Annotated in this window: 22 protein-coding genes; 11 read left to right on the top strand and 11 right to left on the bottom strand. The window is 66.7% G+C overall.

All coding sequences use genetic code 11. The annotated features are described in order from the left end of the window. Positions 1-6: 6 nt before the first annotated feature. Together ACQG3P_RS09660 and ACQG3P_RS09655 are read right to left on the bottom strand one after the other, a co-directional pair. On the bottom strand, positions 7-2,379 hold the full coding sequence (locus ACQG3P_RS09660) for a DUF3772 domain-containing protein (protein ID WP_426804959.1): 2,373 nt from the start codon (positions 2,377-2,379) through the stop codon (positions 7-9). Positions 2,380-2,520: 141 nt separating this feature from the next. Then, entirely contained in the window at positions 2,521-2,769 is a 249-nt protein-coding gene (locus ACQG3P_RS09655) for a hypothetical protein (RefSeq protein ID WP_426804916.1), read from the bottom strand. Positions 2,770-2,926: 157 nt separating this feature from the next. On the opposite strand from ACQG3P_RS09655, the gene ACQG3P_RS09650 reads away from it, so the two are divergent. From ACQG3P_RS09650 to ACQG3P_RS09640, 3 genes are all read left to right on the top strand, one after another. Continuing rightward, on the top strand, positions 2,927-3,421 hold the full coding sequence (locus ACQG3P_RS09650; protein WP_184125929.1) for a lipocalin family protein: 495 nt from the start codon (positions 2,927-2,929) through the stop codon (positions 3,419-3,421). Between the two features lie 6 nt (positions 3,422-3,427). Beyond that, complete coding sequence (locus tag ACQG3P_RS09645) at positions 3,428-4,639, top strand: NAD(P)/FAD-dependent oxidoreductase (protein WP_426804915.1); 1,212 nt, start codon at positions 3,428-3,430, stop codon at positions 4,637-4,639. 121 nt (positions 4,640-4,760) lie between these two features. After that, positions 4,761-5,264, top strand: a complete 504-nt coding sequence (locus tag ACQG3P_RS09640; protein WP_093532738.1) for a hypothetical protein — start codon at positions 4,761-4,763, stop codon at positions 5,262-5,264. Positions 5,265-5,336: 72 nt separating this feature from the next. Here the strand turns inward: ACQG3P_RS09640 and ACQG3P_RS09635 are convergent, their stop codons facing one another. Beyond that, the gene (locus ACQG3P_RS09635; protein WP_426804914.1) at positions 5,337-5,771 is read right to left on the bottom strand and encodes a PepSY domain-containing protein; all 435 of its coding nucleotides are present in this window, start codon (positions 5,769-5,771) and stop codon (positions 5,337-5,339) included. 145 nt (positions 5,772-5,916) lie between these two features. On the opposite strand from ACQG3P_RS09635, the gene ACQG3P_RS09630 reads away from it, so the two are divergent. The 3 genes from ACQG3P_RS09630 to ACQG3P_RS09620 are packed head-to-tail and all read left to right on the top strand — an operon-like array spanning position 5,917 to position 8,200. Beyond that, positions 5,917-6,216, top strand: coding sequence for a PepSY domain-containing protein (locus ACQG3P_RS09630; RefSeq protein WP_093532736.1), 300 nt, complete (start codon positions 5,917-5,919; stop codon positions 6,214-6,216). After that, entirely contained in the window at positions 6,216-6,878 is a 663-nt protein-coding gene (locus ACQG3P_RS09625) for a response regulator transcription factor (RefSeq protein WP_307105750.1), read from the top strand. Before ACQG3P_RS09630 ends, ACQG3P_RS09625 begins: the two co-directional genes overlap by 1 nt. Further along, entirely contained in the window at positions 6,875-8,200 is a 1,326-nt protein-coding gene (locus ACQG3P_RS09620) for an ATP-binding protein (RefSeq protein ID WP_426804913.1), read from the top strand. The genes ACQG3P_RS09625 and ACQG3P_RS09620 overlap by 4 nt, the downstream gene beginning before the upstream one ends. 154 nt (positions 8,201-8,354) lie before the next feature. On the opposite strand, the gene ACQG3P_RS09615 is transcribed toward ACQG3P_RS09620, so the two are convergent. Further along, positions 8,355-8,678: a DUF6122 family protein gene (locus ACQG3P_RS09615; RefSeq protein ID WP_093532734.1), complete on the bottom strand. Its 324-nt coding sequence runs from the start codon at positions 8,676-8,678 to the stop codon at positions 8,355-8,357. Positions 8,679-8,718: 40 nt separating this feature from the next. Further along, the gene (speA, locus tag ACQG3P_RS09610; RefSeq protein WP_307105746.1) at positions 8,719-10,608 is read right to left on the bottom strand and encodes an arginine decarboxylase; all 1,890 of its coding nucleotides are present in this window, start codon (positions 10,606-10,608) and stop codon (positions 8,719-8,721) included. 149 nt (positions 10,609-10,757) lie between these two features. Here speA and speE point away from each other — a divergent pair, with 149 nt between their 5' ends. Next, on the top strand, positions 10,758-11,612 hold the full coding sequence (gene speE / locus ACQG3P_RS09605; RefSeq protein WP_068854328.1) for a polyamine aminopropyltransferase: 855 nt from the start codon (positions 10,758-10,760) through the stop codon (positions 11,610-11,612). An 87-nt stretch (positions 11,613-11,699) separates the two neighbouring features. Here speE and ACQG3P_RS09600 read toward each other — a convergent pair whose 3' ends face one another. Further along, positions 11,700-12,605: an aspartyl/asparaginyl beta-hydroxylase domain-containing protein gene (locus ACQG3P_RS09600; RefSeq protein ID WP_426804912.1), complete on the bottom strand. Its 906-nt coding sequence runs from the start codon at positions 12,603-12,605 to the stop codon at positions 11,700-11,702. Between the two features lie 456 nt (positions 12,606-13,061). Between ACQG3P_RS09600 and ACQG3P_RS09595 the strand changes: the two genes are divergently transcribed. Further along, positions 13,062-13,709 (top strand): RIO1 family regulatory kinase/ATPase, encoded by a 648-nt coding sequence (locus ACQG3P_RS09595; RefSeq protein WP_184125935.1) that lies wholly within the window; start codon positions 13,062-13,064, stop codon positions 13,707-13,709. On the opposite strand, the gene ACQG3P_RS09590 is transcribed toward ACQG3P_RS09595, so the two are convergent. Next, positions 13,706-14,044: a P-II family nitrogen regulator gene (locus ACQG3P_RS09590; protein WP_068854331.1), complete on the bottom strand. Its 339-nt coding sequence runs from the start codon at positions 14,042-14,044 to the stop codon at positions 13,706-13,708. The two genes, ACQG3P_RS09595 and ACQG3P_RS09590, sit on opposite strands and share 4 nt — an antisense overlap. Before the next feature lie 171 nt (positions 14,045-14,215). Here ACQG3P_RS09590 and ubiK point away from each other — a divergent pair, with 171 nt between their 5' ends. Beyond that, a complete protein-coding gene (gene ubiK, locus ACQG3P_RS09585; RefSeq protein ID WP_068854332.1) occupies positions 14,216-14,485 on the top strand; it encodes a ubiquinone biosynthesis accessory factor UbiK in 270 nt (89 codons plus the stop codon). Positions 14,486-14,497: 12 nt separating this feature from the next. Further along, complete coding sequence (locus ACQG3P_RS09580; protein ID WP_426804911.1) at positions 14,498-16,000, top strand: YifB family Mg chelatase-like AAA ATPase; 1,503 nt, start codon at positions 14,498-14,500, stop codon at positions 15,998-16,000. A 150-nt stretch (positions 16,001-16,150) separates the two neighbouring features. On the opposite strand, the gene ACQG3P_RS09575 is transcribed toward ACQG3P_RS09580, so the two are convergent. Together ACQG3P_RS09575 and ACQG3P_RS09570 are read right to left on the bottom strand one after the other, a co-directional pair. Continuing rightward, positions 16,151-18,013 carry an asparagine synthetase B family protein gene (locus ACQG3P_RS09575; protein WP_426804910.1) on the bottom strand — a complete coding sequence of 621 codons (1,863 nt, stop codon included), beginning with the start codon at positions 18,011-18,013 and terminating at the stop codon, positions 16,151-16,153. A 265-nt stretch (positions 18,014-18,278) separates the two neighbouring features. Beyond that, positions 18,279-21,026 carry a TonB-dependent receptor plug domain-containing protein gene (locus tag ACQG3P_RS09570; protein ID WP_426804909.1) on the bottom strand — a complete coding sequence of 916 codons (2,748 nt, stop codon included), beginning with the start codon at positions 21,024-21,026 and terminating at the stop codon, positions 18,279-18,281. A gap of 236 nt (positions 21,027-21,262) precedes the next feature. Here ACQG3P_RS09570 and ACQG3P_RS09565 point away from each other — a divergent pair, with 236 nt between their 5' ends. Further along, the gene (locus tag ACQG3P_RS09565) at positions 21,263-21,973 is read left to right on the top strand and encodes a basic secretory protein-like protein (RefSeq protein WP_426804908.1); all 711 of its coding nucleotides are present in this window, start codon (positions 21,263-21,265) and stop codon (positions 21,971-21,973) included. Here ACQG3P_RS09565 and yidA read toward each other — a convergent pair. Together yidA and ACQG3P_RS09555 are read right to left on the bottom strand one after the other, a co-directional pair. Further along, positions 21,934-22,806 (bottom strand): sugar-phosphatase, encoded by an 873-nt coding sequence (gene yidA / locus ACQG3P_RS09560; RefSeq protein ID WP_426804907.1) that lies wholly within the window; start codon positions 22,804-22,806, stop codon positions 21,934-21,936. The two genes, ACQG3P_RS09565 and yidA, sit on opposite strands and share 40 nt — an antisense overlap. A gap of 147 nt (positions 22,807-22,953) precedes the next feature. Further along, entirely contained in the window at positions 22,954-24,684 is a 1,731-nt protein-coding gene (locus ACQG3P_RS09555; RefSeq protein WP_426804906.1) for a peptidoglycan-binding protein, read from the bottom strand. Positions 24,685-24,736 lie beyond the last annotated feature (52 nt).

Raw genomic sequence — 24,736 nt, 5'->3', positions numbered from 1 at the left:
GTGGCATCACGGTGCCTGGGGCGGGGCCGGATCGCGCACCAGGTGGATGTCGGTCGGCGACGACAGCGCGATACCGGCGGCGGCAAACTTCTGCAGCATCGTGAAGTACAGATCGCTGCGTACGCCATACACCGCGCGCGGGCCGGAGGTATAGGCGAAGCTGTTGATCGCCACCTGGCCGTTGGCGATGGAATCGATGAACACCGACGGCGCCGGGTCGGCCAGTACGCCCACATGGTCGGTGTATGCATCCAGCAGGGTCTGCCGCACCATCGCCACATCGGTACTGAGCGGCACGGTGAACTGGATCTGGATGCGCCCCTGCGCATTGCCCATCGTCATGTTGCGGATGGTCTTGGTGATCAGTTCGGAGTTGGGCACGATCAGCGTGGATTTGTCGCCTACCTGGATCTCGGTGGAACGCACGTTGATGCGCTTGATGTCGCCTTCCTGGTCACCGAGCTTTACCCAGTCACCAATCTTCACCGGTCGCTCGGCCAGCAGGATCAGCCCGGAGACGAAGTTCTGGGTGATCGCCTGCAGGCCGAAACCAATACCCACCGACAGGGCGCTCACGACCAGCGCCAGTTTTTCGAAGCCGATGCCGAGCGCGGTCAGGCTCCACAGCACCGCTGCGATGATGCCCAGGTAGCGGGTCACGGTGCTGATCGAATTGCGCGCGCCCGCATCCAGCTCGGTCTTGGGCAGGTAGGTGTCGGTGAGCCAGCGCTGGAACGCCTGCATCACCGCCCACACCAGCAGGAAGGCCAGCACCGCGTACAGCACGCTGCTGGGCTTGAGCACCAGGTTGTCGCCCAGGCTGATGCCCTTGGACAAGGTATCCAGTCCGCCATACAGCGCGCTGAGATTGCCCAACGGCGCCGTCAGTGCCATCACCGCAAGCAGGATCACGCAGATGCGCAGCCCGGCCGAGAGCAGCACACCGGCCTGCACCACCCGCGATTCGTTCAGCCCGGTGGTCAGCAGCACGGTGCGGCCGACGCTGCTGGTCGGGCACAGCAGCCACGTGGCCAGATCGTCGGCGAACTTCATCAGCAGCGACGCCGCCAGCAGCACCACCGCGCCCCAGACCAGCTGCTGGGCCACGAACAGCGCCAGGTTGAGGTAGCCCAGCAGCGTGGCGACCACCGCAGCGGCCACCACGATGTGCCCGGCCAGCCGTGCGACCACGATCCAGCCGCTGCGACGCGGCGGGCCCTTGGCCTTGCCGTCCGATTGCGCCTGTGCTTCGAGTTTTGCCTCCGCCTCGTCGGTCTGGCGCCGGTGCAGGCGCGCCAGCGAGACCAGGATGGCGATGATGAGCGCCATGTAGGTGATGGCGATCAGCCCGTCCACCGCCACCGTGGTGATTGCACTGGTGCGCGCGGCGCGGTTGAGCGCCATCAGCACGATGCTGATCCAGGTCAGCGCGGCGGCGCCCCACGCGTACTTGCGCAGGCGCCACGCGGCGGCGTCATCCAGGTTGAGCAGGCGCCACGACGGGCGCTTGGGCACCAGCAGCGCCGCACTCAGCGCGGTGATGAAAGCCGCGATATAGGTGGCCACCTGGATGCTGAACACCACTTTTTCCAGCCGCGGTGGAATCGCTCCGATGGCATCCAGCGCGCCGAAGAACACCACGCAGGCCAGGCCCGGCAGCATCGTGCCCACCACCAGCAGCCACACCGCCAGGCCGGAGCGGCGCAGGCGACCGTCCGGGGCCCGCTCGGACTGCGCATAGCGGCGCCCGGCCGCACGCAGCCACAGGCGCAGCGGGAAGAACAGCAGCAGCGCCACTGCCAGGCCGGTCAGCGGCGCGGTCCAGCCATGCTGCGCGATCGCCTTGCGCGCCGTGGTTTCGGCCTGCCGGTAAATCTGCCCCAGCTCCTGCAGGTCGGCCGGCACGTCACGGGCGAATTTGCGCCATAGCGAGGGCGACAGCGGTGAGTTGACCTTGCGGGCCAGGTCCTCGCTGAGCTGGGTGACGCGCATTTTCTCGATATCCGCGCCCAGCTGCTTGGCATCCACCGCGAGCAGCTTGGCCCGCGCAACGGCAGCGGCAATATCGGCGCGCTGCTGGGTCAGCGACCTGCGCTGCTGGGCCACTTCGCGCGCTTCCACGGTGCCTTCCGGCACCGTGCCCAACTGGGTCAGGCGGGTATCGAGCTGGTCCAGCTCCGGCTGCAGGGCGGCCTGCGCATCGTCGGCATCGCGCTGCACGGCCATGGCCCGTTCGAACAACGGCGTGAGCGTCTCGCGGGTCTCCGCATCCGGCAATGCGGTACGGATCGCCTTGAGTTCTTTGTCAGCCTGGTTGAGCTGGGTCTTGGCCTCGGCTGCCGGATCGTCAGGCGCCTGCGCCCAGGCCCCGGGGGCCATGCACAGCCAGGTGAACAACAACAGACCGGCCAGCGGCCGCAGCAGGGGGAAACGATGACGGAAGGACAAAACCAGCACCCAGGGTTCACGCGGACATGCCGGGGACTATAAACCGGGCCTCGTTCACACCGGGTATGCAACTCAGTACTTCAGGCGCAGCTCCTCGACCTGCGGCTGCAGGGCCGCGTACCAGTCCTGGAATTCCTCCTCGCTGATCTCCTCCGGCGCATACACCGCGATCTCGTCCCACGCATGATCGGTCGGCAGCGGTTGGCGCGGGCCGGCCCGCAGCGAGTACATCACGCCCTCGTGGTCCACCACATCGTCCACCGTTTCCCACTGTGCGCGGGCGAAGCCGCTGTCGCTCTTGAGCAGGATCACCTGGTACATCCGCACCTCCTTTGAACGGGTCCGGGCCAGCATAGCGCCGCGTCGTCGCGCCCGGCATGACGCCGCCACAACGTACCGTTCCAGCGCGCGTCGCGGCTTCACTCCGCCATGGCGGCGGCCCGGGCATGTTGGCCACCACCTCTTCGACGATGCCCACATGACCAGCCACCCCGACCTGAAGACCGTTGCCGACCTCAAGCTGCCGCGCTACCTGGGCACCTGGTACGAAATCGCCCGCCTGCCCATGAGCCACGAGCCGGTCGACTGTACCGATGTAACGGCAAACTACACCCTCATCGACGATGGCCACGTCGCCGTGGTCAACAAATGCCGCGTGGACGGTGAGATCGAAGAAGCCCACGGCGAGGCCTGCCCGGTAGACAAGGATCCTGCCCGGCTGCAGGTCACCTTCCTGCCAAAGGGGCTGCGCTGGCTTCCGTTCACCAAGGGCGACTACTGGATCATCCAGGTCGCCCCGGACTACAGCGTGGCGCTGGTCGGCAGCCCGGACCGCAAGTACCTGTGGCTGCTGGCGCGCGAGCCGCACCTGGATGCCACCACCCAGGAGCATTACCTGGCGCAGGCGCGCCAGCAGGGCTTCGACCTGACCCCGCTGATCCACACCCCGCAGACCGGCCACCCGACTGCCTGATCCCCAATGGACCTCAAAAGCGGGTATCCCTTCTGGGCGGTCAGCAACGGGCTGATGCACGCCTTCCCACCGCTGCGCGAGGACCGGAGCTGCGACGTGCTGGTGGTGGGCGGCGGCATCAGCGGCGCGCTGATCGCCAACGAGCTGTGCGCGCACGGCCATGACGTGGTGCTGGTCGAGCAGCGCGACATCGGCTGGGGCAGTACCGCCGCCAGTACCGCACTGCTGCAGTACGAAATCGATACGCACCTGGTCGACCTGGCCAGGCAGTACGGAGAGCGCGATGCGGTGCTGGCCTACCGCGCCTGCGCCGAGGCGATCCCGGCGCTGCGCGAGGTGGCCGCCGGTTTCCGCGGCGTGGATTGCCAGCCCATGCAGAGCCTGTACTACGCCAGCAAGCGCCGCCACCGTTCGCCCCTGCAGGACGAGTACGCGCTGCGCCACAAACATGGTTTCGACGTGCGCTGGCTGGATGCCGACGCCGTCCGTGCCGAATATGGCATCGCCGCGCCGGGGGCGATCCTCAGCGCGCTGGCGGCGCGCGTGGACCCCTACCAGCTCACCTACCGGCTGCTCATGCGGCTGGCCAAGGCCGGCTGCGCGGTGCACGACCGCACCGTATTGCACACGCTGCAGCCCACCGCGCGCGGGGTGACCGCTACCACACCCGAGGGCCTGCGCATCCGTGCGCGCCACGTGGTGCTGGCCACCGGCTATGCCGGCCAGCGCTGGCTGAAGCAGAAAGTGGCCCGCAACCGCAGCAGCTACGCCTTCATCACCGACCCGATCGATGCGGCGGCACTGGGGCCACTGGTGGACACCATGGTGTGGGAGTCCGCGCGTCCCTACCTGTACATGCGCAGCACCGGCGACCACCGGCTGCTGGTCGGCGGTGAGGACGACGCAGTGGATATCCCGGCGCGGCGCGACAGCCGGGTGGCCGGCAAGACCGGCACCCTGCTCAAGCAGGTGGCCAGGCTGTTCCCGCACCTGCCGCTGCAGCCGGCGTTCTCCTGGGGCGGCACGTTTGCCGAAACCGAAGACGGGCTTCCGTTCTTCGGCCCGCACCCGCAATGGGGGCCCCGGGTGCTGTTCGCGATGGCCTACGGCGGCAACGGCATCACCTACTCGATGATCGGCGCGGGACTGCTGCGGGCGCGGATCGAGCGCCGAAAGCACCCGCTGGCGGCCCTGTTCGGGTTTGAACGGCTGGATTGAATGCGGCGACCCACCGTTTCCACGATGGTTCCCCTTGCATGCAGGGCCACGACAGGCATCATTCAAGCAACGGCTGCTAGCGTCAGCGCTGTCGGCCGCCTTGCCTGCCCCGGAGCTTCCCATGATCCGCCCGCTTTCCCTGCTGCTGTGTCTGTTGGCCCCCGGTGTCGCGCTGGCGCAGTCCGCTGCCGGTGCCACCGGCCCGCAGTCGGCGACCGATCTGGACCTGTCGGTGCCGCAGAAGCCCATGCAGTACCTCAACGATCCCACCCTGCGCGGTGACCCGCCCGGCACCTTCTATGGCGACAAGAGCGGCCGCCGCGCGCTTCCGCGCGATGGCGCGGGCAACGGCATCGCCGAGGTCGCCGACGACAAGCTGCGGGTCAACGGCAGCATCACCACCGGCATCGGTTACGCCAAGGGCTTTGGCAACACGCACTACAACGCGGCCGAGTTGAACCTCAACAAGAATTACACCAACGACGACGGCAAGACCCGCAACATGAACCTCAACATCCAGATCAGCGAGGGCAAGGGCCCTGGCTTCTATGGGCCGTATGGGGGCGGTTACGGGTATGGCCGCGGCTACTGGGACGCCGCCGGTCCCGGTCCGGTGGGCTGGTAACCGGCTGCCCATGCAGCGCCACCACGGCCGGGGAAACCCGGCCGTCTGCATTCTGTGTCTTGCAGGCGAGGCTCAGTCGAACCAGCCGTCGCGGCGGCTGCTCAGCACCCGGCCATCGTGACCGCTCATGCGCACGTCCACGCGCTGGTTGCGGGCGTTGCGTGCTTCCAGCGTCCACGTGGCGCCGTCACGCTCCACCGATTCGATCTGGGTCAGCCCGGCCTTGCCGGCCAGGGTGAGGATCTTCCCGGCATCGAGCACGGCGCGGCCATCGCGTGGGTCGAAGATCTCGCCCGTGGCCGGGTCGATGATCACATCGTCGACACTGCCGTCGGCACGGGTGACATCGGCTTCCCACACGCCGTCGTCGCGCTCCAGTTCGTGCACCTGGGTGTAACCGGCAGCGCGCAGCTTGGCCTGCACGTCGGCAGCGGACAGATCGGCAGCGAAGGCCGGGGCGGTGGTGAAGGCCGTCGCCAGGGCGGCGGCAAGGATCAGCTTGTTCATGGGGGGAGTTCCTGAAAGAGGCACCGGACCATCCCGGCGCCGCCAGTCTGGCAAGCGCACTTAAGCGAAGCATGAGCCCGCCTGTCAGGAAACGTTTAAGCGCCCCGCGTATACCGTACGCAGCCCTTTTCCTGACCGGCTTGCCATGACCGCCCTGTCGTTGCTGCTTCCCCTGCTGTTGACCGCCACCGCGCAGGACCCCATGCGGGTCCTCGATGGCGGCGCGCGCCAGCAGCAGGCCGTGCGCCAGGCGGTCGAGCAGGGTCGCTACGTGCCCCTGAAGTCCGTGGTCCAGGACGCCCTGCGCCGCTATCCCGGCCAGCTGCTGGAGGTGGAGCTGGATGACGGCAAGTACGAGATCGAGATCCTCGGTGCCAATGGCGTGGTGATGGAGCTGGACTATGATGCGACCAGCGGCCGCCTGCTCAAGATGGAAGAGGACTGATGCGACTCCTGCTTGCCGAGGACGATGCCCTGCTCGCCAGCCAGCTGCAGCTGCTGCTCGAGGATGCCGGCTACGTAGTGGTCCACAGCAGCGAGGGCATCGATGCGGAGTACCAGGGCCAGGTGGAGGACATCGCCGCGGCGATCGTCGACCTTGGCCTGCCCGGCCTGGACGGCCTGAGCGTGATCGAGCGCTGGCGCGAGGCCGGCCGTGATTTCCCGGTGCTGGTGCTGACCGCGCGCACGCGCTGGCACGACAAGCTGGCCGGCTTCGACGCGGGCGCCGATGACTTCCTGACCAAACCGTTCCAGCCCGAAGAGCTGCTGCTGCGGCTGCGCGCGTTGATCCGCCGCAGTGCCGGCCATGCCAGCCCACGCCTGCAATGCGGACCGCTGCGCCTGGACGTCAACGCCGGTCGTTTCGAACTGGACGGCGTGCTGCTGCCACTGAGCCCGCAGGAGCACCGCATCCTGAGCTACTTCATGCACCACCCGGACGTGGTGATCAGCCGCTCGCGCCTGGGTGAGCACGTGTACGACGCCGGCTTCGACCCCGATTCCAATACGCTCGATGTGCTGATCGGGCGGATCCGCCGCAAGCTCGGAAGCGCGCTCATCCACACCCATCGCGGCCAGGGCTTCCGGCTGTCGGCGCAGCCATGAACACCCGCTCGCTGCGCAGCCGCCTGCTGCTGGCCGGTGGCCTGGGCATGGTGCTGGTTTCGGCATTGGCCACGTGGTGGCTGGGTGCCATGTACGAGCGTTCAGCGCGTACCGCGATGGACCAGCAGCTGGGCAAGGACCTGATCGCGGTGCTTGCGCTGGTGGAAACCGATGCCCAGGGAGGCATGCAGGTGCGCGGCGAGCTGGGCGACGAACACTATCGGCGGGTGTTCTCCGGCGCGTACTGGCAGTTGCAGGACGCGCAGGGCCACGCGCTTGGGCAATCGCGCTCGCTGTGGGATGAGACCCTCGCGGTGCCGGCCACGCTGCGCACCGGGCCGGCCCAGGCGTTCGACATCACCGGCCCGCTGCAGCAGCCGCTGCGTGCGCTGGCCCAGCAGGTCACCCTGCCCCGCGCAGGCACCCCGTTGCAGGTGGTGGTGGCCACCGACCGCAGCCAGCTCGACGCGCAGGTGACGGCGTTCCGCCAACGCACCGCGCTGGCGCTGATCGTGCTGATCGCGCTGTGGTTCGCGGTACTGGTCACCCAGGTGCATTACGGGCTGCGCCCTCTCGCGGAACTGGGGCGCATCGCCGAGCAGGTGCGTAATGGCGAGAACGTGCGGTTTCCGCAGCAGGGACTGGTGAAGGAAGTCGCGCCGTTGGCGGGCGAGCTCAACGCGCTGCTGGACCACCATGGCCGCATGGTGCTGCGTGCACGGCGCAGTGCTGAAGACCTGGCGCATGCGTTGAAGACCCCCCTCACGGTGCTGACCACCGAGGCGGCGGGCGACGGCGCAGACTGGCGCAGTACGCTGCGCAGCGAGACCGCACGGATGCAGACCAGCATCGACCGCTATCTTGCCGTGGGTGTCGCCGCCGATCACCAGCAGCGCACCCCGGTGGCGCCGGTCATCTCGGCGCTTTGTTCGCTGATGCAGCGTGTGCATGCCGAGCGCGAAGTGGTGTTCGCCTGCGACGCGGAAGCGGTCGGCGTGTTCGCCGGTGCACGCGAGGATCTGGAAGAGATGCTGGGCAACCTGCTCGACAACGCAGGCAAGTGGGCCGCGCAGCGGGTGGAGGTTACGGTGGCCCACGCTGGAAACCGCCTGCGCATCGAGGTCAACGACGATGGCAGTGGCCTGCCGGACGCCGATCTGGAGCGCGTGCTCGGCCGTGGCGTACGACTGGACCAGCGCTCGCCCGGCAGCGGCCTGGGCCTGGCGATCGTGGCGGACATTGCCGAGAGTTACGGCGGCAGCCTGGTGCTGCGCAATGGCGCGCCGGGGTTGCAGGCGATGTTGACGTTGCCAGCGGGTTGACGACCCGACGGGCGATGTTGACGTTGCAAGCGTGTTGGCGGCCCGACGGGTAGCGCCGACTGTTAGTCGGCTGCCTTTGGCGACAGACAACCAACGCCCGGATCCCGCGCTTCGCGCGGCAGCCGACTAACAGTCGGCGCTACCGGGTTGAGCGCTACCGGGCTGAGTGCATCCACCAGCAGTCGATGGCATCCAGCACGATGTGGATGATCAACCCGATTCCAAACAGCCGCGTCTTCTTCGGTACACACAGTCCCGCATACACCGCGATGGCCGGGGCGGTATGCAACGGATGGAAACCGATGCTGCAGCGGTTCGGCGCATAGATCGGGTCTGCCAGCAGGTGGTCCAGGTCGATGATCCAGCCCAGCAGCAGCAGCGCCCAGGCCGACAGGAACCGCTTGCGCCAGAACATCCACGCCAGCAGGGCCGGCACGGCCGCGTGCAGGAACAGATGGAAAAGAGCGCGGCTGCTCATCGAACAGCCGCGCCATGCGCCTTCACGCGGCGCGCGCCGATCAGAGCAGCGGCTCGTCGGACAGGTAGGTGTAGCCGGTCAGGCCCGCTTCCAGCGCCTCGGACAGCTCCTGCGCGCGTTCCGGCGTCAGTCTGGCCGCCGCCACCCGCTCGGCATAGCTGGCGCGCAGGTCGGCCAGGCTGTAGCCCACGTAGTCCAGCATCACATCGGTGGTGTCGCCGCGCCGCTGCTGGGTGATCGCGTAGCCATCGGCGTCGGCCCGCACTTCCACCGCGTCGGTATCGCCGAACAGGTTGTGGATGTCGCCCAGGATTTCCTGGTAGGCACCGACCATGAAGAAGCCGATACGGTAGCTTTCGCCCGGCCGTACCGCATGCAGCGGCAGCGAGGTATCCAGGCTCTCGTTCTCGACATAGGTCTTGACCATGCCGTCCGAATCGCAGGTCATGTCGGCAATGATGCCGCGGCGCTGCGGCTGCTCGTCCAGGCGCTCGATCGGTACGATCGGGAACACCTGGTCGATCGCCCAGGCATCGGGAATCGACTCGAACACGCTGAAGTTGACGAAGTACTTGTCCACCAGCCGCTCGTTCAACTCATCCAGTGCCGGGCGGTGGCTCTTCTCGTCATAGCTCAGGCGTGCACGCACGGCATGGGCGATGGCGTAGAACAGGTCATCGATGCGCGCCCGCTGCGGCAGGTCGATCTGGCCCAGCGCATAGCTGGACAGGCCTTCGGCATGGAAGTGCTGCGCTTCCTGGAACAGCTCCACCGCCGGGCGCTGGTCCAGGTCGTCATGGATTTCGCGCAGGTGGCGGATCGCGGCCGGCTCGTCGTCGTGCTGGTCGGGCACGCGGCCTTCCTGCGCTTCTTCGACTTCAGACACGTTGGCGATCAGCACCGCGTGGTGCGCGGTCATCGCGCGGCCGCACTCGGTGACGATCCGCGGCGGAGTCAGGCCGTGCTCTTCGCAGGCATTGGCCAGCGGCTGCACGATGTTGCCGGCATACGAATCCAGCCCGTAGTTGATCGAGCAGAAGCTGCGCGAACGGGTGCCTTCGTAATCCACGCCCAGCCCGCCGCCCACGTCCACGTGGGTGATCTTCGCGCCCAGGCGCGACAGCTCCACGAAGTAGCGGGTGGCTTCGCGCATGCCGTTGGCGATGTCGCGCACGTTGGAAATCTGCGAGCCCATGTGGAAGTGCAGCAGGCTCAGGCAGTCGGCGTACTCGGTGTCGCGCAGCGACTTCCACAGGTCCAGCAGCTGGCGCGGGGACAGGCCGAACTTGGCCTTGTCGCCGCCGCTGTTCTGCCACTTGCCCGCGCCCAGCGAGGCCAGGCGCATGCGCACGCCCAGGCCCGGCTTCACGTCCAGGGCCTTGGCCTCCTCCAGAACCAGCTTCAGCTCGGAGGGCTTTTCGATGACGATGAAGGTCTGCAGGCCCAGCTTGCGGCCGATCAGGGCCAGGCGGATGTACTCGCGGTCCTTGTAGCCGTTGCAGACGATCAACCCGCCCGGACGCGACAGCGCCAGCACCGCCATCAGCTCCGGCTTGCTGCCCGCTTCCAGGCCAAAGCCTTCACCGTGGTGGCTGGCCAGGGTGCCTGCCACGCCACGGTGCTGGTTGACCTTGATCGGGTACACCGCCGTATAGCCGCCGGCGTAGTCCCAGTCGGCCTGGGCCTGGCCGAAGGCCGCCTGCAGCTTGCCCAGGCGCTGGCCCAGGATGTCCGGGAAGCGCACCAGCAGCGGCAGCTTGGCCCCGGCCGCGCGCGCGGCGTCCACCACCTTGGGCAGGGACACCACCGGGCCGTCCTGGCCAGTCGGTCTCACCACCATGTGTCCTGCCTGATCCACGTCGAAGTAGCCATCCGCCCAATGCGGAATCGAGTAGGTCTTGCGGGCTTGGTCGAGGGACCAATCGGTCATTGCAGTCGGCCTGGTTGGTAAAAAAGGGGGTGCATGATAACGCCTATATGGCGACAGCTCCGTTATCATGCGCGCCCGCGCCCGTGCCCAGGTTGAAACCTGAACGGGCCTGCCCGGCTCCACCCCCCTCCGAACAGGACCGTTATCCCATGACTGACAACAACAACTGGTACATCGAGCATTTCGAGCGCACCGGCTCGGCCATCGGCTACCGCCTGAAGGGCAAGCTGGATGAAGTGCAGTCGCCGTTCCAGAAGATCGAGATCTTCGCCACCACCGACTGGGGCAACCTGATGACCATCGATGGCGCCATCATGTTGACCAGCAAGGACAACTTCTTCTATCACGAGATGATCAGCCACCCGGTGCTGTTCACCCACGCCGCCCCCAAGCGCGTGGTGATCATCGGCGGCGGCGACTGCGGCACCCTGCGCGAGGTGCTCAAGCACCCGGGCGTGGAGAGCGTGACCCAGTGCGACATCGACGAGCAGGTCACCCGCATGGCCGAGAAGCACTTCCCGGAACTGTGCGATTCCAACGACGACCCGCGCGCCGAACTGATGTTCGACGACGGCGTGGCCTACATGGCCAACTGCCCGGCTGGCAGCGTGGACGTGGTGATCGTCGATTCCACCGACCCGGTCGGCCCGGGTGAGGGCCTGTTCAACAAGGCCTTCTACGAGAGCTGCTTCAAGGCGCTGAAGGAAGACGGCATCCTGGTTCAGCAGTCCGAATCGCCGCTGATGCAGCTGGACCTGATCAACGAAATGCGCACCGAGATGGGCAAGGCCGGCTTCCAGTCGTTCAAGACCCTGCCGTTCCCGCAGCCGTGCTACCCCACCGGCTGGTGGAGCGTGACCCTGGCGCGCAAGGGCCAGAGCAGCTTCGACTTCCGCCAGTCCGATTCGGCCTCGAAGAGCTTCGACACCCTGTACTACACCGCCGCGCTGCACACCGGCGTGCTGGTCACCCCGCCATTCGTGCAGGCTGCACTGAAGGGCTGATCGGACCGCAGGAAAAGAAAAAACCCGCGCTGTCGCCAGCGCGGGTTTTTCATTCCGGTAGGTATCGACCGTTGGTCGATACAGGCCTCAAAGGGCCCAGATCCCCGCGATCACCAGCAGCACCAACCCCCACTTGATCGCGTGGTAGGCGAACGCGCTCTGCGCGCGCAGCGCCTTGGCCTTCAGCCGCACCTTGTACAGGCCACCGAAGGCCTTGTTGACTCCGCCGGTCGGGTCGCCGGGGAAGTTCGGCGAGGCGCCGCCGGCCAGCAGCGTCGACGCCACCGCGCGGTTGAACAGGCCCGGCAGGCCGAAGCGCAGCGGACGGGCGATGTCGCAGAACAGGATCACCCGGTCCGCATCGGTCTCGTTGTGCGCGTGGTGGATGTAGGTTTCGTCGAACATCATCCACTCGCCATCGCGCCAGCTCTTGCGGATGCCGTCCACCTCGATGTAGCAGCGGTCATCGTTCGGCGTGGCCAGGCCCAGGTGCAGGCGCAGCGAACCGGCGAACGGGTCGCGGTGCGGGCGCAGCTCGCTGCCCGGCGGCAGTTGGGCGAACATCGCCGCGCGCACGTCCGGGATTGACTCCAGCAACGCCGTGGTCTTCGGGCACAGCTGCTTCGCCGACGGGTGCGACGGGCCGTACCACTTCAGGTAGAAGCGCTTCCAGCCGCGGCGGAAGAACGAATTGAACCCCGCATCGTTGTAACTGCTCGACGCGGCGATCTTTTCCGCATCGCGCAGCGCCAGCGCCTCGTCGCGGATCATCTGCCAGTTGTCGCGCAGCGGCTGCAGCTGCGGGAACGACTGGCCCGGATCCAGGAACGGCGTGGTCGGCACCTTCGAGAAAAAGTACATGACCACGTTGATCGGGGCCATGAAGCTGGAATGGTCGAGCAGCTGGCGCGACCAGCGCGCGCGTACCTTGCCGCGGTAGTGCACGTACAGCACGCATGCCACGAACAGGGCCACCACAATAATCTTGATCATCAAGCATCCACCGGCCGCTGCCGGACGCCCATACGGGCCAAAAGAGGGGGAGAGCCGGGCGCGACGGAGACGTGCCGTCAGGTGCGGTGCTGCCGCGCAGGCCGTGTTCAACACCGCTATGGTCCGCACCCTTCCTGTCCCGGTCAAGCCGGTCGGACGGGACGTTCATGCCCACCTGTCGAAGCGCCTCAGGACGGCCGTGGGAACGAGGCATCGGCTCAGGCAGCGAGCAAACACATGCAAGGCATTGATTTTGAATGTTTATCCATGGAACCAGGCGCTGCGCGCCGCGTGAACGCGACAAACTGTTCCACCCCCGGTTATGACATTTTTCCGACAAAGGGTGGTTTGGTGTACTCGCGAGTACTAAAATTAACGAAATCATCACCCTCCCCCATTCAGCAGCACCGGTACGCCTGACGCTTTGCGCCGACCGCCGGGTCGCCCCAGAACGTCATGAATACAATCGTTGCTTCGTGTGTCGACGACACCGCCCCCGCCGAGCTGCTCAAGCGCGGCGAACGCCTGCTTGAACCCGATGTCTACCGCACCTGCCTCAATGGGCAGCCGGCCGTGGTCAAGGACTACACCCGCTACCGCGGCACCCCGCTGTCGCCCATTGCGCGCCTGCTGGTCCGTCGCGAGGCCCGCATCCTGCAGCGCCTGGCCGGCTGGAAACACGCCCCGGCCCTGCTCGGCACCATCGGTGGCCTCGCACTGGGCATGGAGTTCATTCCCGGGCAGACCCTGAGCGCGGCCCAGTCGGTGGGCATCGAAGTATTCGAGCAGCTGCAGTTCGCGCTCGAGCGCCTGCACGCGGCCGGCATCACCCATAACGACCTGCACGGCACCAACGTGATGGTCAACGGCAACGTGCCGGTGCTGGTGGATTTCACCTCGGCCTGGCGCAGCCCGCGCTGGCTGCCGGTGCACCCGGTATCGCGCCAGCTGCGCCGCAGCGACCGCAAGAACCTGCTGAAGATGCGCCAGCGCCTGACCGGCACCCGCCCCAGCGCCGCCGAAGCGGCCCAGGTGGCCGACCCGCGCTGGGTGGCCAGCGTGCGGGTGGCCTGGAAGCGTTTCTACCGGTGGTTCAAGGGTTAAAGCGCGTCGGCGTCCAGTTCGCCGGTGCGGATCCGTACCACGCTGCCCAGGTCGTAGACGAACACCTTGCCGTCGCCGATCTTGCCGGTGCCGGCGGCCTTGACGATGGCTTCCACCACCTCGTCTACCTGGCCGTCGGTGACTGCCACCTCGATCTTCACCTTCGGCAGGAAATCCACCACGTACTCGGCGCCCCGGTACAGCTCGGTGTGCCCCTTCTGGCGCCCGAAACCCTTGACCTCGGTCACCGTGATCCCGGTGACACCCCGTTCGGCCAGCGCCTCGCGCACGTCATCCAGTTTGAACGGCTTGAGCACCGCCATGACCATCTTCATCTGTTGGCTCCTGTCTTCGCGGCAGAGGATAACGCCTGTCCCCCGGTGAACGCGATGCACCCGCTTCGCACCGCTCCCTGCGGTGCGGATTATCCTTACCCGTGAAGCCTGGCCCGCCTGATGGTGGTTGCGGCCTGCCACGCCGAGAATTTCCCCACACGCGGAGACCCCATGATTGACCTCAACCAACTCGATGATCTGGCGCGCCGCCTAAGCGACATGGTCCCACCGGGGCTGCGCCAGTCGCGCGAAGAACTGCAGGCCACCTTCAAGAGCGCGCTCCAGGCCGGCCTGGGCAAGCTGGACCTGGTGACCCGCGAAGAATTCGACGTACAGCGTGCCGTGCTGCTGCGCACCCGCGAGAAGCTGGAAGCGCTGGAGAAGACCGTGGCCGCGCTGGAAGCCGCCGCCCAACCGCCGGCCGAGCGCCCGGCGCCGTAAGAAGGAAACCCGATGAGCCTGGCGCTGGTGCACAGCCGTGCCCGCGCCGGCGTCCACGCGCCCGCGGTCCGGATCGAAGTCCTCCTCTCCGGCGGTTTGCCGCATACCCAGATCGTCGGCCTGCCCGAAGCGGCGGTGCGCGAGTCGCGCGACCGGGTGCGCGCCGCGCTGGTCTGTGCCCAGTTCGAATACCCGCAGCGGCGCATCCTGATCAACCTGGCCCCGGCCGACCTGCCCAAGGAAGGCGGCCGCTTCGACCTCGCCATCGCGCTGGGCATTCTTGCGGCCAGCGACCAGATCGACCGACAGCTGCTGGCCAACTACGAATTCCTGGGCGAGCTCGCCCTGACCGGCGAGCTGCGTGGCGTTGACGGTGCATTGCCCGCGGCCATCGCGGCAGCGGAGCTGGGCCGGACACTGATTGTCGCCAGCGCCAACGGCGCCGAGGCCGCGCTCGCCCAGCATGCGGATGTCCGCGTAGCCCGTACCTTGTTGGAGGTGTGCGCCTCGCTCGAAAGCCGCTCGCTGCCCCGTGCCGTGCCGGCGCCGGTGGTGCCGCTGGCGGTGCCCGACCTGCGCGACGTGCGTGGCCAGCAGCAGGCGCGCCGCGCACTGGAAGTGGCCGCTGCTGGGGGGCACCACCTGCTGTTGCTCGGCACACCAGGCTGCGGAAAGACCCTGCTGGCTTCGCGCCTGCCGGGCATCCTGCCCGATGCCAGCGAAGCCGAAGCGCTGGAAACGGCCACCATCGCCTCGTGCAGTGGGGCTGGCATCGACACCGCCCGCTGGCGTCACCGCCCGTACCGCGCGCCCCACCACACCGCCAGCGCCGTGTCGCTGGTCGGCGGCGGCTCGTATCCCCGGCCCGGTGAGATCTCGCTGGCGCACAACGGCGTGCTGTTTCTGGATGAGCTTCCCGAGTGGAGCCGGCACACCCTCGAAGTACTACGCGAACCGCTGGAATCGGGAACGGTCATGGTGGCCCGCGCCGCACGCACCCACGCCTTCCCCTCACGCTTCCAGCTGGTGGCGGCGATGAACCCCTGCCCGTGCGGCTGGGCCGGCGACCGCAGCGGTCGCTGCCGCTGCAGCGGCGATGCCATCCAGCGCTATCGCGGGCGCATTTCCGGGCCGCTGCTGGACCGCATCGACCTGCATGTGGTGGTGCCACGGCTGGAGCCGGGTGAGCTGCGCAGCGATGCACCGTGCGGCGAAGACAGCGCCACGGTACGCAGCCGCGTGGTCATGGCGCGCAACGTCCAGCTCGAGCGCAGCGGCAAGGCCAACGCACAACTCCTGCCTTCCGAGCTGGATGCGCACTGCCGCCTGGACGACAACGACCAGCACCTGCTGGAAGCGGCCGTGGAACAGCTGCAGCTCTCGGCCCGCTCGATGCACCGCATCCTGCGCGTGGCCCGCACGGTGGCGGACCTGGCCAGTTGCGAAAAGATCACCACCGCCCATCTGGCCGAGGCCATCGGATACCGGCAGGTCGACCGGGGCGGAGCGGGCTGATTCGCCATCGACCTCAATCCTTGATGACGAACCCTTCGTTGAGGCCCGGCACCTTTCGGAAGCGCCTGCGGAGCCGACGGTACAGTGCTGCCACGCACCACCTTGGCCGCCATGGTCGCTTCACGGCCTTCGCGGTGCGTGCCTGCACGGTCATCGCCCGTCTTTCCCGTTCCACTCCCGGTCCCATGCCTGGAACATCAGCACCGGCCAGAGGTGGGTGTGGTACTTCCGGTTGCCGCCGAGGAACGATTTCCATAGTGCCGACACAACCCGCTCATCGAGGATGCCGCGGTTGCGCATGGCAACCGGGTCCAGCAGTTCCTCGGCCCAGTCCCGCAGTGGCCCGTTGAGCCACCGTGCCACCGGGGCACCAAAGCCCTTCTTCGGGCGCCGGGTGTGGTGCTCGGGAAGGAAGCGCTCAAGCGCGCGCTTCAGCACGGCCTTGGTCTCGCCACGGTGCAGCTTGTGCTCGAACGGAGTGCCCCATGCCGCGCACAGCACCTCATGGTCGAGGAAGGGGCTTCTCGCCTGTATACCGAATGCGCCGAACGCACGGTCCGACTTGGTCATCAGCCCCTCGCTCAGCTCGTTGGTCTGATCCAGGTAGAGCAGCAGCTCACCCGGGTGGCCGGCGGGATGCAGGGTAGTGTCCAGGAACGGATGCGCCGGTTCAGTTGCCGTCTTCAGCGCACGCGACGGATCGCGCCAGCGCGAGACACGCGCCAGATAGGTTTCGGCAAGCGATCCCGACGTGGCTTCCGCGACCAGCGCCGCAATGCCGCCCAGCCGTGCTCGTTCCGGCGCACGCGAGGCATAGGCCCTGCACGCGCTGCGTAGTGGCCGGGGCAGATGCCGGACCAGCCCATGGTTCCGCAGCGCCTTCACGTACGACCCGTGGCCAAAGAAGAGCTCATCGCCGCCATCGCCAGTGAGGATCGTGCTGCACGATGCGCCGGCCGCCTCCGCCGCAAGCAGTGTTGGAATGGCGGACGAGTCGGCATAGGGCTCGCAGAAGACGCGGGGCATCATCTCGACCAGGCGGATCGCATTCGCGTCGTCCATGAGCAGGCGTGTGTGTCGGGTGCCGAGCAACCTGGCCACGTCGGCGGCCCACTCCGATTCGTCATGGCCCGACACATCGAAGCCGACGGAAATCGTCTCCACGGCGTGTGCACTGCGCCGCTGCAGCAACGCTGCAATCAGACTCGAATCGACGCCACCGGACAGCAAGGTTGCCGTAGCGCCGGCGCGTGACGCGCAGACGGCACGTGCCAGGCTGGCGACCACCCTGTCCACCGAACCGCTCAGCGTTGGCCGCCCGCGCGAGGCGATCTGCGCTTCTGCTTCCTGACGGAGGGCCCAGTAAGGTTCGAATGAGCCTGCCGCATCGCAGGCTGCATCGTGTTCGGGCACGTCGGGGAGGTGGAACACCCGGAGGGCGCCGGCGGGCAGTTTGTAGATGCCACGATAGGCCGTCAGCGGTGCCGGGATGTATCCATGGCGGAACAGCTGGGCGACCGCGCGCGGAGCAACCTCCAGGCACCCGTCGCTTTCCTGCCGGAGCGTCTTCAGCTCGGAGGAGAAGGCCAGCCCGAAGCGGGTGCGCATGAAGTAAAGATCGGATTGGCCCATGCGATCCCGGGCCAGGGTCAGCGTTCGAGCGCGCTCGTCCCAGATGGCCACGCTCACCGGCTCCTGCACGCGGCGCAGGGCATCAACGACGCCCACCGACGCAAGCAGGTTGGCAATGCACTGCGACAGAGAGGTGGGACCTGCTGCCACGCCGGATCCGCCGGTGGCCACGAGGTATCGGCCATCCGGGCTGGAGGCCAGGCAGCGTGCTTCATCGAGCGCCGATACGGTGGCCAGTGCAAGGCCAGCGCCGGGTCGCTCCACTACCTCCGAATGCCGGCCACGGTGCGCCAGGGAATGGGCCAGGCGCCGTGCCGTGGTACTCAACTCGTTGCCGCACACCTCCCTGTGGGCTGTCCAACTTCCTGCAATTGCCGACACGTACTGCTCCACCCGATCAACGCTGCTACTGCCGCATCAGAGCAGGGTGTAGGGCGCGTCCCGCCCGGGCCATGCAAGTACTTTCAAAGCAGCCTTTGGAATGGTGGTGGCGTTCAGGTGGTGGAGGCTTCTGCTCCGTTGCTGGCCATGCGTTACCGGGGGTTGCGCCGTTGTCGGCGGTTGTTTGGGAACCAACCCTACCGCCGAGGCGCGCGGGGCGTGTGCCGTCGCGATGCCCTGGCGGCAGGGTTGGATCCGGTCCTGCTTACTGGAAGTCCAGCGACAGCTCGACGAACATCGAACGGCCGAAGGCGTTGTAGACGCCCTGGTCGTAGTACGGCCAGTTGCCGTTGGTGCCGTCCACCGGCGGCCGCTCGTTGGTGAGGTTGTTGGCGGTCAGCAGCACGCTGGCCAGCTTGTTGATGCGGTAGTTGAGCGTGGCGTTCCAGGTCGTCCACGGGCCGATGTTGCGTTCCTCGCCGGTGGCATTCCAGGTCCGCGCGTTGCGCACGCCGTACACGTTGGTGCTGAAGGCGCCGATGTTCCAGTTCACGCCCAGCGTTGCGCGGTACTGCAGCTCATTGGAATAACCACAGCAGAGCATGTCGTAGACCGGGTCGCCTTCCTGCTGCTGCAGTTCGTGCTTCAGCGGCCGGTAGTAGCCTGCGGTCACCCCGAAATCACCTGCGCGCCCGGCGCTCCAGCGGTAGTCGCCCGATGCCTGGATGCCGGTCTGGCGCTGCTTGGCCAGGTTGATCGGATAGGAGAAGACCTTGGATACGCCGTTGGGATTGAGCGGGTCGGTGGCCGGCAGGCGCTGTACCTGGGCCAGGACCTGGCGACAGGTTGGCGAGTTGATGTCGAATGCCACATCGCCATTCTCGGACGTCCCCAGGCGGCAGTTGGCCTCGGTGGCGAGGATGCTGTCGGTGCCCAGGATGGACACTTCGTTCTCGATCTTCACCGAGTTGTAGTCCAGCGACAGGTTCAGGGCATTGTCCAGCGCCGACCAGACCACGCCGTAGGTGAAGGTTTCCGCCGTGATGTCCTTGAGGTCGCGGTTGCCGGTGCTGGAGGACAGCACCGACAGCGATGCCTGCGGGCACTCGTCGAAGTTTTCGGAGGTGTAGCCTGCGCTGCGGCACAGGAAGGTGTCCACGTTGGTGGTGTAGCCGCTGCTCTCGCGCGAATACAGGTAGAACATGTCCGGCGAGCGGAAGGCGGTGGCATAGCTGCCGCGCAGCAGCAGGGAATCGATCGGGCGATATTCCAGGCCGAGCTTCCAGGTCGCCTTGCCGTTGCCACCGCCGCCCTGCAGGGAGTACTTGTCGTAGCGTCCCGACAGGTTGGCGCTGAGCGTGTCGAAGATCGGCACCTGCAGTTCTGCGCCCACCGCATACAGGTCACGCTGGCCTTCGGCCGAGGTCCCTGCGGTCTGGCCACGGAACAGCACGGCGGCATTGGGATCGGCCGACTGGTTGAAGAACTTCTCGCGGGTGCCCTGCAGGATCATCGCAAAGCCGACGTCGCCGGCCGGCAGGCCGAACAACGACGTATTGGTCACCAGCGCGGTCACACCGGTACGCGACGCCGAAGACGCGGCGCGGTTGGTGCCGCTGAACTGGTCGTACTGTGCGCGCGTGAGGGGCTGGTACAGCACGTCCAGGTTCGGCGCATAGGCTTCGTAGCCGTTGACCGTGCCCAGCTGCGGGCCAAGGTAGTAATCGTCAATACCGCCCCTGGCCAGGAAATCGGTGGACTTGCGGGTGACGTCGGTGCTGGAGCGGTTCACATACACGTCGTAGTCGAAGCCGGTGTCGCCCAGCCCGCCGCGTGCACCGGCGGTGATGTTCCACGAGCGGGTATAGACGCGCTGGTCTTTCGCGTCCATGCCGACTTCTTCGGGCGCGTAGATGCGCTGCCACTGCTCGTAGTTGCCGGTGGTCTGGTTGTAGAAGGTCTTGTTCCAGAACGGGCTGCCGCCGGAATAGGTGGGCCGGCCGAAGCTGAAGAGGATGTCCGAGTACAGCTCGGTGGTTTCGCTGAGGTGGTAGCGCAGGAAGGTGGTGGCGTTGACGTCCTCGCTCTTGTTGTAGAGCGTTGCGGTGCCGACGTTGTCGGGGCTGCCGCAGTAGTAGCCGGTGCCGGCCGCGTTGCGATGCGCGTAGGTGGTGCTGCCACCGAACAGGTAGGACAGCGGAGCGCAGGTGGCCTGGCCGGGGTCGATGTAGCCGTTGGGGGACATCTGCATGCGCAGGAAGGTGCGCGAGGGGTCCTGCGGCCCGGTCGGGCTGTCGTTGACGCTGTCGATGTAGCTGCGGTCGGAGGCGAAGATGGGCTTCTGCTTGGTGTATTCCAGCCCGTAGCTGAGGTCCAGGTTGCCGAAGGAATGGCCGCTGCTGAAGATGAAGCGCTGGCTGGAGCCGCCGCCATCGCTGTAGCCGCCAGCACGGTAGCGGAAGTGGGTGCCTTCCACCTTGTCCTTCAGCACGATGTTGATCACGCCCGCCACGGCCGACGAGCCGTAAACCGATGACTGCCCACCGGTGAGCACATCGATGCGTTCCACCATGCCCAGCGGAATGTTGGCGATGTCCACGATGCTGGTGTTGCCGTTGTAGGCAAGCGGATAGCTGTTGAGCGGCCGCCCGTTGAGCAGGGTAAGCGTGTAGCTCGGGTCCAGTCCGAACAGGCTGACGGTCTTTGCGCCCGGGGTGTAGAAGCCGGTGCCCTGCGAGTCCTGCACCGAGCCGTTGGCCATCGGCAGCGAGCGCAGCGCATCGAACACCGTGGTGAAGCCCTGTGCCTCGATTTCCTCGGCCGTGATGGTGGTCACCGGCGAAGGCCCTTCGATCTGCGCGCGGGGAATCAGCGAGCCGGTCACGTTCACCGTATCCAGCTGACGGGTGGCCGGCGTGGCGCCTTCTTCGTCGGAGGGGGACGCCTGGGCCTGTGCGGCCAGGGGGTGGAGCAGTACGGATGACACCAGCAACGACAGCAACGTGCGCTTCATCTTGCAGATCTCCAGTACAAGGTCTCCCGGCACCGCATCGGCGCAGGAGAGTTGGGGGTGCAGGGGCTTCCGTGGGGCGTGGGGTGCAGCTTTTCTAGATCGATCTAAATGAATTGTCAACAATTTGAAATGAAACCATTTCCAAGCGCTTAGATCGAACGAAATGGCACTTGCGTGCGGCCGTGGCCGTGTTGCAGGATCAGCGCGGTTGCCCATCACGTCCTGGAGTGCCGCGTATGCGTCTGCGCCGTTGCCTGATCGTCCCTGTCGTTGCTGCAACCCTCGCGTTTCCCGCCGCACACGCTGCGGATATCCAGCAGACGCGCGATGGCGTCACCCTGACCTACCAGGACCAGAGCGGATCAACGGTTGCTGCCGTGCGCGACCGCATCATCGCCACCTTCTTCGCCACGTATCCGCGCGAACGCCGCGATTACCATCCCGCTGCGCCGTCCAGCGTGCGTATCGTCATGGACCCGTCGTACGACGGGGTTGCGTATGTAGGGGAGAAGGAGAAGTCGGCCACCATCACCATCAACCCGCGCTGGTTGGAGAAACATCCCAACGACACCGACTTGGTAACCCATGAGGCCATGCACATCGTGCAGGGCTACCCGGGCTATGCCAGCGAACAGGCGCCTTCCTGGTTGGTAGAGGGCATCGCCGACTATGCCCGCGACCATTACGGCGTGGACAACGCCGCCGGCGGCTGGGCGCTGCCTTCGCAGGTCAAGCCGGAGCACAAGGTGGACACCGGCTACCGCGTTACCGGTGCGTTCCTGAAGTGGAGCGAAGCCGGGCACCCGGGGTTGGTGAAGGCGCTGGATGCGGCGCTGCGCAAGGGCACCTATACGCCGGCGTTGTGGAAGGCGCACACCGGCGAAGACCTGGCCGCGCTGTGGGAGGCTTATGTTGCGCAGCAGGGTAATGGTGCGCGCGGCGCTTGATCCCCTAGCACGAAACGCTCGATGGCCAGGGCCACACCGTCTTCGGAATTGGTGGCGGTCTGATGCAGGGCGGTGGCCTTGACGATGTCCACCGCGTTGCCCATCGCCACGCTGGTGCCGGCGTACTGAAGCATGGTCAGGTCGTTTTCCTGGTCGCCGATGGCCATCACCTGCATGCGGTCGATGCCCAGGTGTTCGGCCAGCTTCTGCAGGCTTGGGCCCTTGCCAGCGCGGTGGTCGAACACTTCGAGGAAGAACGCCGCGCTCTTGAGCACGGCGAAGCGTTCGGTCAGCGCCGCTGGCAGGCGCGGGATGACAGCGTCCAGGATCTGCGGTTCGTCGACCATCATCAGTTTGATGAAGGACATCGCCGGGTCCATTTCTTCCACGCTGCGATAGGACAACGGCACGCGTGACAGGTGCGAATCGGCCACGGTGTAGATGCTGATGTCGCGGTTGGGCGTGTACAGCCGTTCGCCATCCAGCGCTTGGAAGTGCACGCCCAGCTCGCGCGCCACCTGCTCGCAGAACAGGAAATCAGCGAAGCTGAGCGGGTATTCCACCACCACCTCGCCGGTGGCAACGCGGGTGACCAGCCCGCCATTGCAGGCGATGCAGTAGTCGTCCGCGCCATTGATGGCCAGTTCCTCCAGGAACGGGGCAAGGCCGGACACCGGGCGTCCGCTGGTCAACACGATCCGCACGCCCTGCGCCCGTGCGCGGGCAATGGCCTGCTTCACGCGCGGGGTGAGCTTGTGCGCCGGGTCCAGCAGCGTGCCATCCATATCGATGGCCACCAGTTCAATAGCCGGCTGGCGGCGTCCCATCTCCATCTTGATCAACCTCGTTCACTGCCAGAAACGCTGCGATGCAGCCGCAGGGTAGTTTAAGCCAGGGGCGCCCCGGCAAAGAAAAGGCCAGCCGGGTTGCCCCGGCTGGCCTCCATACCACACACGCTGTTGCGCAGATCGACGGCGGGCTCAGCGGCCCATCGCCACCTTCTGCTGCTCTTCCTGCACCTGTTGCTGCTGGCTGGCGTTGTTGCTCTGCAGCTGGGCGTTGGTGTGCTCCAGCGACGGCGCCTCGCTCAGGTCCACCGCGGTGCGGTAGCCCGGAGTGGTGCCCATCACGAACGCCTTGCCATCCTGCACGGTCACGCTCTGCAGCTTCTCCGGCGAATCAATGCCGGCCTGCTTGGCCTGCAGGGTGACGTTGGCCGCGGCTTCGTTGGAGATGGCGGCCGGCAGCTGGCCACGGATCGCGTTGTGCAGCGGCGTGTCCGCGTGGCCCTTCTCGCCCAGCTGCGGGCCGGTGGCGGTGCGGGTTTCCGCGCCCTGCGCCTGGCTGGCGGCCAGCTTGCCGAAGGTCTCCCGGCCCACGATGCCGTCGTCCTTCAGGCCCTGCTGCTTCTGGAAGGCCTGCACCGCTTCGCGGGTGTTGTCGCCGAACTTGCCGTCTTCGGACAGGCGGTTGCCGTTGGCATCGCGCACGCCCAGGCGGTTCAGCTCTTCCTGCAGCTTGGTCACTTCATCGCTGCGGTCGCCCTTGCGCAGGGTGCCGGCCGGCGCGTGGTCATGGTCGTGCGCATGCCCGTGCTTGCCTGCTTCCTGCTGGATGCCCTTGTTCCAGTAGGTCTCCGGGTTGATCAGCTTCCCGGCCGGATCCTTCATCTGGTAGTGCACGTGCTGGGCGTACTGGTTGGCGCCCTGCGGGCCGCGGCCGCCCATGGTGCCGATCGGATCGCCCGGCTCCACGTGCTGCCCGACCTTCACCTTGGTGTCCTGCATGTGCAGGATCTGGTGCGAGTTGCCCTGCGCGTCCTGGATCATCACCGTGCCGTACTTGCCGCCTACCGAGGTCACGGTGCCGGCGATCGGCGCGTGGATGGTCGGGTGCTGCAGGTTGCGGCCGGTCTGGCCACCGACGTAGTTGAAGTCGCTGCCGCCATGGCTCTTCTCGCCACGGTGCTCACCGAAGTGGCCGGTGATGTGCGGCTTGACCCCGTTCTGCGGCGGCAGCATCACCTGCATGGTGTGCTCGTAGGAGCGCACCTGGGTGGCGGCGGCGCCCACCGCAGCAGCGCCGGCCACGGCAGCGGCGGCGCCCGCAACGGCATGCTGCTGGGCCGGTGCCTGCGCCTGGGTCTGGCTCAGGCGCTGGTTGACGAACTGTTCGTACTCATCCAGGTGCGGCGCGACCTTGCGCTGCGACAGGCCGAGGCCGCCGTAGTCCTTGGTCGGGCCATCGTGGTGGTACTTGTAGATGTAGTCTTCGCCCTGGCCACGGTCGCGTGCCAGGTTGCGGTTGTCGACGAAGTGCGCCACCAGCGCGTCGGACTGCGCGTCAACGTCGAAGCGGTTGGCGTTGTTCAGGCCGTAGTGCTTGCCGGTGCGGTCGATGAACTGGCCCAGGCCGGAGGCCGAGGTGGTGCCGGCGGCGGCATCCGGGTTGAAGCCGGATTCGACGCGGGCGATGGCCAGCACATACGCGGTTTCGCGCGGGGTCAGGCCGGCTTCGCGCGAGGACTCGATCAGCGAGTCGATTACGCGCGACTGTACTTCGGGGGAAGCATCGCCCCAGCGGCGCGATTGGCCGTGCAGCGCGCGGCTTTCGTCGATCGGTTCGCGGTAGTGGCTCCACGATTCAATCTGGTTGCTGCGGTATGCCGCGCCAGGCGGCTGCACCATGTTGGTGTAGATGTCATCAGGCATGTCTGTGCTATCCATTCTATGAGAAAGGGGCTTTCCTTAAAGGGGTGTATCG

The organism is Stenotrophomonas sp. SrG (assembly GCF_050031795.1).
In the GTDB taxonomy this organism is placed as follows: domain Bacteria; phylum Pseudomonadota; class Gammaproteobacteria; order Xanthomonadales; family Xanthomonadaceae; genus Stenotrophomonas; species Stenotrophomonas rhizophila_A.
This window is presented reverse-complemented; position numbering and strand designations above follow the sequence as displayed.